Annotated in this window: 9 protein-coding genes and 1 tRNA gene; 5 read left to right on the top strand and 5 right to left on the bottom strand. The window is 45.9% G+C overall.

The window, feature by feature from the left end; genetic code table 11:
• The first annotated feature begins 237 nt into the window (after window positions 1-237).
• Together V2H45_RS22475 and V2H45_RS22470 are read left to right on the top strand one after the other, a co-directional pair.
• Window positions 238-1278, top strand: coding sequence for a molybdopterin-dependent oxidoreductase (locus V2H45_RS22475; RefSeq protein ID WP_330485927.1), 1041 nt, complete (start codon window positions 238-240; stop codon window positions 1276-1278).
• Window positions 1275-2753, top strand: a complete 1479-nt coding sequence (locus tag V2H45_RS22470) for an adenylate/guanylate cyclase domain-containing protein (protein WP_330485926.1) — start codon at window positions 1275-1277, stop codon at window positions 2751-2753. Before V2H45_RS22475 ends, V2H45_RS22470 begins: the two co-directional genes overlap by 4 nt.
• Before the next feature lie 61 nt (window positions 2754-2814).
• On the opposite strand, the gene cbiD is transcribed toward V2H45_RS22470, so the two are convergent.
• Entirely contained in the window at window positions 2815-3888 is a 1074-nt protein-coding gene (gene cbiD, locus V2H45_RS22465) for a cobalt-precorrin-5B (C(1))-methyltransferase CbiD (RefSeq protein WP_330485925.1), read from the bottom strand.
• A 197-nt stretch (window positions 3889-4085) separates the two neighbouring features.
• Between cbiD and V2H45_RS22460 the strand changes: the two genes are divergently transcribed.
• The gene (locus V2H45_RS22460) at window positions 4086-5348 is read left to right on the top strand and encodes an ABC transporter substrate-binding protein (protein ID WP_330485924.1); all 1263 of its coding nucleotides are present in this window, start codon (window positions 4086-4088) and stop codon (window positions 5346-5348) included.
• 227 nt (window positions 5349-5575) lie between these two features.
• On the opposite strand, the gene V2H45_RS22455 is transcribed toward V2H45_RS22460, so the two are convergent.
• From V2H45_RS22455 to V2H45_RS22440, 4 genes are all read right to left on the bottom strand, one after another.
• On the bottom strand, window positions 5576-6535 hold the full coding sequence (locus tag V2H45_RS22455; RefSeq protein WP_330485923.1) for an aldo/keto reductase: 960 nt from the start codon (window positions 6533-6535) through the stop codon (window positions 5576-5578).
• A gap of 45 nt (window positions 6536-6580) precedes the next feature.
• Complete coding sequence (locus V2H45_RS22450) at window positions 6581-7381, bottom strand: hypothetical protein (protein WP_330485922.1); 801 nt, start codon at window positions 7379-7381, stop codon at window positions 6581-6583.
• Between the two features lie 82 nt (window positions 7382-7463).
• Window positions 7464-9119, bottom strand: a complete 1656-nt coding sequence (locus V2H45_RS22445) for a peptidoglycan-binding domain-containing protein (RefSeq protein ID WP_330485921.1) — start codon at window positions 9117-9119, stop codon at window positions 7464-7466.
• A gap of 118 nt (window positions 9120-9237) precedes the next feature.
• Window positions 9238-10209 carry a peptidoglycan-binding domain-containing protein gene (locus V2H45_RS22440; protein WP_330485920.1) on the bottom strand — a complete coding sequence of 324 codons (972 nt, stop codon included), beginning with the start codon at window positions 10207-10209 and terminating at the stop codon, window positions 9238-9240.
• A 200-nt stretch (window positions 10210-10409) separates the two neighbouring features.
• Between V2H45_RS22440 and V2H45_RS22435 the strand changes: the two genes are divergently transcribed.
• Window positions 10410-10481 (top strand) — tRNA-Thr (locus V2H45_RS22435).
• Between the two features lie 354 nt (window positions 10482-10835).
• Window positions 10836-13115, top strand: coding sequence for a polyphosphate kinase 1 (gene ppk1 / locus V2H45_RS22430; protein WP_330485919.1), 2280 nt, complete (start codon window positions 10836-10838; stop codon window positions 13113-13115).
• The last annotated feature ends 93 nt before the right edge of the window (window positions 13116-13208 follow it).

The following is a 13208-nucleotide window of genomic DNA, read 5'->3' as shown; positions in this document are numbered from 1 at the left end:
AGTTTTAGGCTCTTTTTTTCTCCACTTTCTCTCCCTGATGAATTATTCAGGTTAGCAGGGATATATAAAAAAAAACTAAATAATAGCTTATAAAAATATAATTGAGGGTATTGTCTAGCTTGGATCGACCAGTCTATGTCCTTCAAGCGATCGCATTGACTACTTGGGCAAACTGCTAACTCAAAATCTTTACTGCTAAGATTTAGTCAAACAAGATAAATTTCTAAATATTTTTTAATGCTCAGATTTGCAATCCGTCTCACAAAGTTGAAGCAAATTAAAGGAATTTTTCTTGGGCTTCTTCTCACAACTCTTTACGCTTGTACAAATCGTCCAACAGACACTCAGATTCAAACATGGCTAAATGAAGCCGAAGCCGAAGAAGCAAAACTTGCGAATGCAAATCAACAGAATGTAAGAGCGCAATGGACACTAACCCTTGAAGGCGAGATTTCTGAAAACAAAACCATCCTGAATTGGCAGGAGTTAGAGAAGTTTTCTGATACAAATATTTTGGTTGAGGGAGAAAGTCGGACAGACATAAATGCTCCAGAAAGTTTCAGAGGCGTTTCAGTTGCTAAATTACTAAGTCTGGTCAAAATTCAACCCAAGATCAATGAGATTACTTTTGTAGCCCTTGATGCTTACCGTTCGACCTTTAAGATTCCTGACTTGCAACGATATCCTACGATTATTTTGGCTGTTGAGAAAAATGGTCGTCAAATCAAAGCAACGGATGGAGGTCCCTTGCAGCTAGTCTATGATAGCTTTCCAAAGCGCTATCTCGATCCACTCTATCCTTCTACACAGTGGGCATATTATATAACGCACATCATTGTTGGAAATGAACCCCTGCGCCTTCGGGTGGGAAAACGTATCCTAAATCAAGAAGATTTTGATCGGCTACCCCAAAACATTATCAGAACAAAAGTTGGTTATCGGTTACTTTGGTCTAGTGAATCCGTGAGACTAAGAGGGGTAAACATCAGGGACTTGCTAAAAGAATCAAATTCCAGCGTACCGAAACAAGGTTCGATTGTTTTGCGAGGCAAGGCTCTAATCCATCGAGATCCTTTAAAGCCTGTTCTGATTCCACTAGAGGTGATTAATGATTGCGATGTTATGCTTGCAACGCATTTTGGCGAGGACGATCGCTCCATCCCAACTCGGATGGGGGGACCACTCACCCTTGTATTTCCACCGTCCTGTAAATCACAAGTTAAAGAACAGCATAAATGGCTCACTTTTGTTGAAGAGATCGAAATAGCTTCCCCATGAAACCCATTCAATTTGCTTCGCTTCGAGTCCAGATCATGTTGGCAACCGTTTTACTGGTAGCGCTTCTGGTTTTTTCTGGGACATGGCTCTTAGTTTCAACAGAGAGAGAACTTTACTATCACCAACTAGAAAAGCAGGCGAAAGCACTTTCGATGTCATTGGCTGGTTCCTTTCGCTTAGAGATGGTAGAAGATAACTGGGGAAACATTCGCCTTCGCACCGATGAATTACTGAGAAACAACTCAGAGTACGTTTATGCCTTTGTTTCAGATCCTAAAAAACAAAATCGTATCATCGTTGCTTCACCTGCTGAATTTGAGGAGAAATATATTCCCAATCCTGTGCCGTTTCATGTCACGAAGCTAGCAAATACGGTTCAAGGCGAACCGATTGTCACTGAAACTTTTTTACTGAGAGATATTGCCAATGGCAAAGATGCCTTACGGGGAAAGAAAGGAGAGCGAATTATTGAAGCCTCAGCAGGTATTATCGGACTGGCTTCAGAAGATAAAACAAAGCCAGTTTTGGGGATTTTCCGTTTGGGAATTAGCCTTCGCACGCTAGATGAAGCGATCGCACAGGCAATTTACAAGTCACTGGGTTTTGGGGCAATTGGCTTAGGCTTAGGGCTAGTTGGTGCATACTTACTTGCCGAACGGATCAGCAAACCAATTCTGCGATTACGTACAAGTGCTGCGGTAATTGCAGCAGGCGATCTGAGCCACAGAGCCAAGGTGGATAAGGTAACTGAGTTGGCAACCTTGGCAAAAGCATTTAATAATATGTCGGAAACGCTACAGGACTCTTTTGGCAAACTACAGAAGACCCTAGAATCATTTGAACGGTTTGTTCCAGAAAAGTTTTTGAAAGCGATCGCACCGCAAGGGATTGAGAACATTAAGGTCGGGGAGTTTTCAGAACGAGAGGTGTCGATTCTATTTGCAGATATTAGAGACTATACCGCGATGTCAGAAAAAATGACGCCGATGGAAGTATTTGATTTCTTGAATGAGTATCTCGATTGTATGGGAAGAGCGATCGAGCGTTCAGGTGGCTTTATCGATAAATATATTGGAGATGCCATTATGGCAATCTTTGATGACGAATATGCCGATCGCGCTCTGAATGCAGCCATTGATATGCTGGATGCTTTGAAGGAATTTAATCGAGATCGGGCGCAACGAGGTTTAGTCAATATTGACATCGGCATTGGTATTCATCATGGCAAAGTCATCATGGGAACCGTGGGATTCCGCTCGAGGATTGATTCGACTGTGATTGGGGATGCAGTCAACCTCGCCTCGCGCATTGAAAGCCTGACGAAATATTACAAGAGTCAAATTTTAGTTACATCGAGTGTGATTGATGCCCTGCATCAAAGCGATCGCTTTGATTTACGCATCGTGGATTCAGCCGCCAAGATCAAGGGCAAAGAAAATGCAATTACACTTTATGCTGTAGAAGCAACCTATTGAAGATCTCGCTCCTGCAAGTTGAAAGGCATATAGCTTATAATTGATCGCTCGTTAGCCTCTGTCAGATGACCTGTCCCAGCCGATCGCATAAAATCGTCTCAATCTCTATTTCCCGTTCCGCATACTTTTTGACATAGGCGATCGCTCTTTGATTAATCCTTTCAGTTAGATAGCGAAATACAGGTTGTTCGCATTCCATGGCGATTAGTAACTTGTGAACGGCTTCTGCGGTAGGCGATCGCTGAATCTGTTTGATGATTTCTATCGGTAAATCGGCAGCCACCGCTGCTGCTGTGAGAATCTCCATACGGCCATCTGCCAGATGACTAGAGGTGTTAAAGATGCCACCAGCGAGTTTGAGCAATTTGCCGTGATATCCCACTAGAGTAATTTTATGCACGCCCAGCAGAGCTGCCTCAACCAGCATCACACCCACCCAATTGGCAGTCTGCACCAATTGCCGCTCTGAAAATCCTAGGTTCAAAGCAACTTGATGACCATTCGCACCGATATAAAAAGCCAAATGTTGATGTTCCTTCGTCTTTTCTCGCAAATCTGCACGGAAATCTTCTAACTTCTCCTCGGCTGAGAGCGGTTGGGAGATCCCACTCGTACCCAGCAGTGCCAATCCTTCTAAAATCCCAAAAGCTTGATTGGAAGTTCGTTGCGCTAGCGATCGCCCTTCAGGGAAAATAAACCGCACCGTTAAGGTTCGCTCTGGAGGAATCAGTGGCAAAAGATTCACATCTGCTAATTGCCGCGCAAACCGATAAATCGCTGGTTCGCCTGTTTCTGTATGTCCTACACCTTCACCCGCTTCTAAGCGCAGGGCTTCGCCCTGCCATGCTTGCAAGTGAACCCATGCCCAGATCGGGGTTCCAGCAGTCAGGTCTAAGTTATCTCCTGGGTCGCTAATCGTAATGCCTAGGGCGGAACTGGGATCGATCGCGGCTACCTGCGCGATCGCAATTTCGACCTCGCCGCGATCGCCTAAATCTAGGTTGACGGTTGGGATGCGATCGGCGATCGCCAGCAGTTTCACGAGCGCAGCTTTTGCTGCTGCAACAGCAAATACAGGCAAGGTATATCCCGCTCTTTTATTGTTATCTTTTGTTTCAGTGGGATTGATTGACATTGAGGCTCGCTGACTTCAGATGACTAATTTTAATGGCAGTAGTCACGTCAAGCGAGTATTCGTAATTGTTCCGTAATCATTAAGTATCGTGGGCTACGGAAGACGACATGATAAGCTCAGATTTTGATTTTTGCTTGGCTTGCCAGCTTAATTCGCACTTTGAGTATGAATCTTGAGAAGAGTTATAGAGCGTTACTATGAAAAAACTGACTGGATTTATCTGTACGATCCTAGCAACCTGTTTGCTGGTGGTTGCTTGTAACCAAACAAGCGATCAGGTGGTCACACCCTCTGCGACATCAACCACCACTGCAACAACAACGACCGCGCCCCAAAATAGCAGTTCAGGTGGTGGCATCCCGATTGGGATTGCAGTGGCGCAAACCAGTAATGTCGCCTTACTTGGGCAAGAAGAAGTTACTGGCGCTAAAATCGCCGAGAAATATTTTAACGATCGCGGTGGGGTGAATGGCACACCGATCAAGCTGATTTATCAAGATACGGGTGGTGACGAGCAAGGCGCAATCAATGCCTTTAATACTCTGATCTCGCAAAATAAGGTGGTCGGTATTGTCGGCCCGACCCTGTCGCAGCAGGCATTTAGCGCTGACCCGATCGCCGAACGTGCAGGCGTACCCGTACTGGCTCCTTCCAATACAGCCAAGGGAATTCCACAGATTGGCAAGTATATCTCCCGCGTATCTGCACCTGTATCCGTCGTAGCCCCTAACTCTGTAGAAGCGGCAATTAAAATGAAGCCCGATCTGAAGAAGGTGGCAGTGTTTTACGCTCAAAATGATGCCTTTAATAAATCAGAGACGGAAACTTTCCAATCTGTTGTCAAACAAAAAGGTCTAGATTTAGTTACGGTTCAACGCTTCCAAACTACCGATACGGACTTTCAAACCCAAGCCACCAATGCAATTAGCCTCCAACCCGATCTAATTATTATTTCTGGTTTGTCCGCCGATGGTGGCAACCTAGTCAAACAACTGCGGGAACTTGGCTATAAAGGTCTGATCGTTGGTGGAAATGGATTGAATACCTCCAATATCTTGCCTGTATGTAAGGCGCAGTGCGATGGCGTCATCATCGCTCAAGCCTACAGCCCAGAGAATCCCAGCGAAATCAATGTGGCACTGCGTTCCGCCTACATAGAACAAAATAAATCGGAGCAAAAAAAGAAGGAACCACCCCAATTTACGGCGCAGGCTTTTACTGGCGTACAGGTGTTAGTAGAAGCCCTGCGATCGCTAGATAAAAAGACAAAGATCGCCACATTGCCCCTCGATCAACTGCGAACTAAGTTAAATGATGAATTGCTCGTGGGAACCTATCAAACTCCCCTTGGCGAAATTTCTTTTACGCCTGAAGGAGAAATTATTCAAAAGCAATTCTATGTTGCCCAAATCACCATGGAGCCTGATGGAAACAACGGTAAATTCAAATTCTTAAAGTAACGTCAGTTCTGGATAAGGATTTTTGAAAAAAGCCAGCCAACTTGTTGGAACCAAAGAGTTCGATCCCCCTGCCCTATCGGGCATCCCCCTTATCGAAGGGGGACAAGGTTTGATGGATTCTCCCCCATTCTGTAAGGGAGGTTAGGGGGATCAAACCTCAAAACGTAGTCAGAGATTCTTATCCCGAACTCAGGCTAGTCAGATAGATTTGTGTGTCTGCGGGATTTTTAGAAATTCCACATGACGGGATTGTCATCTAAACGATCGGTAACTGTACGCCCGATCGCGTCGATCGCTTGCAGTTCCTCAGCACTGAGAGCAATCTTGGCAGCTTTGGCATTTTGAATTGCTTGGGCGGCATCGCGTGCCCCCACGATCGCATTGGTTTGAGGCTGGGCAATTAACCAAGCCAATGCCAAATTACCTAGGGTGGTTTGATGGCGATCGGCGATCGGTTTGAGTTGTTCTAAAGCTTGAGTCGCTCTGGATAGGTTCTCGCCTTTAAAGAGCTTGTTGGCAGCACGGTGATCGCCCTCAGCAAATTGATGATCGGCTTTAAATTTGCCCGTCAGTAAGCCCTGTGCTAGCGATGAATAGGCAAGAATCGAAATATTCTGTTCGACACAGTAGGGCGTCAAATCTTTTTCGACCTGTCGCCAGAACAGTGAATAGGGCGGCTGGATGCTATCAATGCGTCCGTACTGAGAGGCTTCTTCTAGTTGAGCGCGGGAGAAATTGGAGACCCCGATCGCTCGAATTTTGCCATCTTGTTTGAGTTTATTCAAGGCACTCATGGTTTCTTCGATCGGCACAATCTCACTCTTCCAAGTGCCCGATGGCCAGTGAATTTGATAGAGGTCGATGTAGTCGGTTTTGAGGTTTTTGAGCGATCGCTCGCAAGCTTCTAAAACCAGATCGTATTTTAGATGGTTAGCAAATACCTTGGTGGCATAGACAACGCGATCGCGCACATCCGCTAATGCCTCTGCCACAATCTGCTCGGAATGTCCATCCCCATAAACCTCGGCAGTGTCTACGGTGGTAATGCCAGCCTCAAAGCCACTACGGATTGCCTTGACCGTCTCGCTGTCTTCAATTCCCACCCACATTTTCTTTCCAGCCTGCCACGTTCCCATCACGATCGGGGAAATTAGAAGTTCGGAATTACCTAGCGATCGCTTGTTCATGATGATTATTTTTAAGTTGGGTATTTGAGCGTTGGGTATTTGAGATTACGAACTTTTTTTAGGAACGATATCGATTTTGCCATCTTCGCCAACGGTTAGCTCCATTCCGAGTTTATCGATCTCAATGGCAATATTTTGTAGGGTTTTCTTATCGATTGCTGTCGATAAAACCAGTTTCCATGCCGCAATTTGGGCACTACGCAGGTCACGCTTTTCGCTGAGCCATGCTGCCGATTCTCGCGACCATTGGGCAACATATTTGGTTTCTGAAATCGCATCTGCGCCAAATTTAGCGCGTTCCACCCACTCGGCGGCTTTTAAATAGGATTTTCTGGCTGCCTCGGCATCCCCTAAAAACAACAGCTCATCGGTCGCCTTGCGCCGCCAAACCGTGTAAGCATAGGGTTCCTGTTCGGGAGACAGACTTTCCAAACCTTTGCTATATAGGGCGATCGCCTTGCGTGGGGCAGCCGCAAACATCGACACGCTGGTAGAGAGATAGATATAAATATTCAAAAATCGCGGATTGCGATCGACAATCACTTCAAAATACTTAGGACTGAGGCCAAAACCAGTTTTGTGATCGACTCTTGCCTCATCATCACCAAAGTATTGGAGGAAGCTGACAAAGGCGAAATTGGCAATCATGTTATTAAAGCCTAAGCCTTTGGGAGGAAGGCGACTGAGTAATTGCAGTCGTGCTTCTTCCTGTTTGACAGCTTTTCGATCGGACTCTAGGGTTTGCCCGACAAGGCGTTGATTGAGCTGAGGAAGCTGAAGCGCAAGGGTGGTGGCTAAGCAGACTGCGATCGCTCCAACATTGACGGCAAGGTTAACGAGACGCATGAGTTTTCCTAACCTTTAGACTACGAAGTTCTGAGTTGTAATCTAGTATATTGCCCCCATGAATTGCGATCGCAAGTCGCACCTAATTGCCTCCAACAACAAACGGGTCTTTTTTGAGACTATCCACTAAGGCAGCACTAGGATTGCCATCGGCAGGCGTAAGGGCATAAAAGTTTTGTGCCCGAATTATCGCATTTTTTGTTTCGTTGCTGAGCACGCCATCGGCAGTTCCCGTATAAAATCCCCGTTGGGCAAGTAATTGCTGAAGTTCAGCCACACTATCGCTTCTGGTAAACGGAGCTGTAGTAGTGGGCTGGGTAGTAGCAACAGGTGCGGGCTTAGGCGTTGGTTGAACGACGGCTTGGGGAGTTGACTGTGGGATGGGTTGGATTACAGGTTTGGGAGTAGTCGGAGTAGGAATGGGTTGAGTTGCAGGTTTAGGTGCTGATGGGGGGTGAGACTCTAAAGCCGCGATCGTAGCAGAACCAGCAATACCATCGGTTACAAGACCGTAGGCTTTTTGCGCTGCAATAATCGCAGCCCTTGTGCGGGGGCCAAGGATGCCACTGGTGGGCCCATCATAAAATCCGCGATCGCGGAGCAAATTCTGTAAATTCGCAATACTCTCGCTACTTGTCGTGGATACGCCAACTTTTGAGTTGTTACTGACAGTAGGCGTTGTGCTCGTCGGAGTTGGGGATGTCGGCTTGGTTGAAACTGTGCTGCTAGACGCAGTTCCCCGTTTTAAGGCGGCTAAGGTCTGAGTACCGGCAATGCCATCAGGGGTCAAACCATAGGATTTTTGGGCAGCAATCACAGCGGCCTTTGTCTGATTGCCCATAATGCCATCGATCGCCCCTGTATAAAATCCCCGCGAGGCCAAAAGCTTTTGTAACTCGGTCACGCTAGCGTCACTGCTCGTGGCTTGGCTGGGGCTACCTGCTTGTAATGCAGCTAAGGTTTGAGCACCCGCAATACCATCGGGGGTTAACCCATAGGCTTTTTGAGCGGCAATCACGGCGGCTTTGGTCTGATTGCCCATAATGCCGTCGATCGCCCCCGTATAAAAGCCGCGATCGCTCAGCAGTTTTTGTAAAGCGATCGCATCACTCCCTGAAATGTTGGTCGTGGTTGGGGCAGAGTCCGTCTCAAGGGCAGTTAAGGTTTTAACACCCGCAATGCCATCGGGCGTTAGGCCATAGTGTTTCTGAGCCGCAATCACAGCGGCTTGGGTCAAAGGCCCGTACTTACCAGTAATCGGCCCAGTAAAAAAGCCGCGATCGCTCAGCAGTTTTTGGAGGTTAATTACAGAGGATTCAGAATCGCTGCTTACATTTGATGGCGTAGAGCGACTCTCTAAAGCTGCCAAGGTTTGAGAACCTGCAACCCCATCAGGATCTAGCCCAAAAGACTTTTGAGCTTTGATAATCGCTTCTTTGGTTGCTGCCCCTTTAACCCCATCAATAGGCCCTGGATCGAAGCCGTTGTTTGCTAATAACGTTTGGACATAACGAATATCTGAGTTTGCATTTTGTGGCTTAGCCGATGCACCTGCTACCGAACCTAGATTTGCGACGACAGCAAGTGCTGCAAAGGTAACACATAGACCAACTTTAGAAGATGAAGCCGATCTAGCGATCGCATCGATACCTGCGCAGTCAAGGGGAGGAGCAATGTCAATTCCTTGTTCGAACTGCGTTTGGGTTAATTCACTGTGAAGATAGGCTGCGAGTTCCATAGTGTTTTGTGCATTCTAAATTGGACTTTTACAGAAATTTGGATATAGAAATTTGGAATTGAGGGAAAGCCTTTTAAGGAGGAAATGGTTTAAGCATAGAAATCTCTGTTTATGGAGTTTATGGACTCAGGTTTGTAAGAAACGTCAGGAATGATTGCGTAAATTCACCATTTACGACAAATCCATAGGCTGCCTGTGCGTCCATAATGGCGGCTCTCGTCTGGACATCTAACTTTCCATGCATACTGCCTTCATAAAAGCCCTTTTGCTGCAATTGTTTCTGTAGGCTAACCACCTCCTCTGGCGAAGCAGGAGTAGAAGGTAGCTGCTGTGGGGGAGCAGTCGTTGTTTTTGTGCCCACTTGGAGTGACGCGAGCAGGGCTGAATCTACCAACCCATTTACAGGTAATCCATAGGCTCTTTGTGCCTTCAAGATCGCCTCGGTGACAGCACTTCCCTTTACCCCATCAATGGGGCGATCGTAGAACCCCCGCATTTTGAGCAGAAGTTGCAGCGCTGAAATTGCTTCGCGATCTAGCTCTGGGGTGATACTTGGTTTGTTCGTTTCTTTAGTTTTACTAGCATCTGGGCTAGGATTTGGATTTTGGGGGACAGCTTCAGGGGTAGGTGAGGCGGCTACATTGGTTGCTGCATCACCTCTAAGGGCAATCAGGGTCTGCGTACCTGGAATGCCATCAACAGCTAGCCCACCATGTTTTGCCTGAAATTGCAAAATCGCTGCTTGAGTAGCTGGGCCATAAACGCCATCAATATCCCCAGGCGAAAATCCTCGCTGCGCCAATAAAGTTTGGATCTCAGTCATGTAGGTTGTATTACAGAGATAAATCGGGTTACAAAAGGTCACCTCGGCAACAGCTTTGGCTGTATTAAGATTGGGAGCGATTCCCCCAAAGGGGATGCATTCTGCCGCGCCGAGAAACACAAATGTTGGAATCAGTCCAGTCCGAACCAACTGTTTTACAAAAATGCTTGTATTTTTTAAGGGGTCATGTTGAGTAGGCTCCCAGTCTGTTGACTGTGTAGCTTGCTCGTGTGCCAAGGCATCAGAGAGATAGGCTGAAAATTCCATAGCAGTTGACTAGCCCTGTATCTATCCATTTTAATGACTTTTTAGGACTTTTAGTGACATTTGGTATGATATTTTTTATGGTTTTGCCATAAAAAACTTTTAATTAGACGATTGCAAGCTGGAAAAAGTTCAAGGATGCTATGATATTCGTTGGAAATTTTTAGTGGTTGAGTTTAACGACTAAATCAATTCCTCTCTTTGCCGATGTAGCACAGTGGTAGTGCAGCTGATTCGTAATCAGCAGGCCGCAGGTTCAAATCCCGTCATCGGCTTTTAAGCTCAAACGTAAATATAGGTTTTAAAAACTTAGGTTTTTGTTTTTGATTTTCTAGAACCTTTACTCTGTATAACTGGTATAAAACTGGATTAAAGGCATAAAGGTCGTGGATCGCAATCAGCAGACCACATATTCAGAAAATACAAGATAACCACAGCACAACAGTTAGACATTGATTATGTATTTAGACGTTGATTATGTATTGAATTCCGATCGCGATCGCGACCTTTTACGTGTTGCGCCAAACATGACGAACCCGTAAGAGTTTGATAGGCTAGTAGTCTTAAGAGTTTTCTTTGTGTTTTTGGCAAAATCTCACTTTAGTTACTAAACGTACTATCTAACCCCTATGGCCAGTTCTAAGAAAGAAGTTTCTGATCCCAGTTCTAAGAAAGAAGCTCCAGAGAATCAAGACATCCTCCCAACCGAAACGATAACCAAAGATTCTAAGACCGAAAATTCCGAGCCAAAATCTTCTGGATCGAAACACTCTGAGCCCCAAATAACTGGCACAATAGAAACGCTTTTAGAAAGTCAGTCCGAAATAGCCGAATTATCCGCAGAAAATCGACAAGAATATTTCTTTAATCGCGAACTGAGCTGGATTGCTTTTAACCAAAGAGTTTTGCATGAAGGGCTCGATCGCCGCACACCACTTTTGGAACGCGTCAAATTTTTCTCGATCTTTAGCTCTAACCTAGATGAGTTTTTTATGGTGCGCGTGGCTGGCGTCAAGCACAAAATTGCCGATCAACCAGACTCTTTCTCCGATGATGGGTTAGCTCCAGAAGCACAAATGAAGGCAATTCACAAAGCCCTCGTTCCACTGGTAAAACAGCAGCATCAAAGTTTTGAAAAGAAACTACGACCCGAACTTGCCAAGTCAGGGATTCATTTACTCGACTACAAGGATATCGACAAGAAACACCAAAAGCACTTGCAACAATACTTTCAAGAAAAACTCTTCCCAGTTCTTACTCCTCTTGCGGTCGATCCTGCCCATCCTTTTCCCTATATTTCTAATCTCAGTCTCAGTCTTGCGGTGGTAGTTCAGGATGACGAAACCAATGAGAAGTTTTTTGCAAGGGTCAAAGTCCCCCATTTGCTCCCGCGTTTCGTTCCCATTCCCGATACGAGCAATCATACCTTTGTGCCGTTAGAACAGGTGATTGCCCATAATCTCGATGCTCTTTTCCCTGGCATGTCGATTTTAGAATATTATCCCTTCCGAATTACTCGCGATGCCGAACTTGACATTGAAGAAGATGAAGCTGATGACTTAATTTCAGCGTTGCAAGCAGAATTGCGAAAGCAAAAATTTGGACCTGTAGTTCGCTTAGAAATCACCGATCGCGCTCCCAAAGAACTTCGCAGGAAATTGATCGAGCAATTGGGAATTAGCGAAGATGATGCCTACGATATTCCGGGCCTTTTGGGTTTGGGGGACTTAATGGCTTTGGTGAGCCTACCTTTGCCCGACTATAAAGACAGATCTTGGAAGTCTACAAGTCATCCTCGCCTAAAAAAGTTGGAAGCGAATGATGGTGACATCAATATTTTTGATGTGATCCGTCAAGGTGATTTTTTGGTGCATCATCCCTATCAGTCCTTTACCACAACCGTGCAGCGATTTATCGAAGCGGCGGCCGCTGACCCTGATGTACTGGCAATTAAGCAAACTCTATACCGTACGTCGGGAGATTCTCCGATCGTGCATGCGCTGATCAAAGCTGCTGAGAATGGAAAGCAGGTGGCGGTGCTGGTAGAACTCAAAGCGCGTTTTGATGAAGCAAACAACATTCTCTGGGCGAGAAAATTAGAGAATGCAGGGGTGCATGTGGTCTACGGACTCAAGAACCTCAAAACCCATACCAAAACGGTGTTGGTCGTGCGACAAGAAGGCGATCGCATTGTGCGCTACGTTCACATCGGCACGGGGAATTACAACCCAAAAACCGCCAGATTTTACAGCGATTTAGGACTATTTAGCTGTCGAGAAGAGTTGGGTGCCGATCTGACGGAGTTATTTAACTATCTCACGGGCTATTCTCGACAACGCATCTATCGGCGTTTATTGGTTGCGCCTGTGAATATGCGTTCTCGATTCGCCCAGTTGATCGAACGAGAGATCGAGCATCAAAAGAAGGGCTATGCTTCCTACATCATTCTCAAGATGAATTCCCTCGTCGATCCAGAGCTGATTGCTTTACTCTATAAAGCTTCGGAGGTAGGCGTACATATCGATCTAATTGTGCGTGGCGTTTGTTGTTTGCGGCCTGGTGTGCCGGGGCTAAGCGATCGCATTCGGGCAATCAGTGTAATTGGCAGATTTTTGGAACACTCGCGTATCTTCTATTTCAGTAATGGCGGCAAAGAAGAAGTGTTTATCGGTAGTGCTGACTGGATGCCCCGCAATCTAGACTCTCGCGTAGAAGTTGTCACACCCCTTGAAGAGCCAAGTATTGTGCAGGAATTAAAGCAGATTTTAGAAATCATGCTGGCAGATAATCGTCAGGCATGGGATTTACATCCTGATGGGACTTATACACAACGTCACCCCAAAGAAGATGAACCAGAGCTAAGTTCGCAGCGTCATTTTATGTCTCAATGTCGTGCTGACTTTGCCTAGTAGCAAAGGCTTTACCCCACAGGTAAAAGGCATGGTTTCTAATAGACTTGTTTGGAAATAATAGATAATAACAAAACAGTTAGAAGGCGAGAT

The organism is Tumidithrix elongata BACA0141, from assembly GCF_036349135.1.
GTDB classification, from domain to species: Bacteria; Cyanobacteriota; Cyanobacteriia; order Pseudanabaenales; family Pseudanabaenaceae; genus Tumidithrix; species Tumidithrix elongata.
This window is presented reverse-complemented; position numbering and strand designations above follow the sequence as displayed.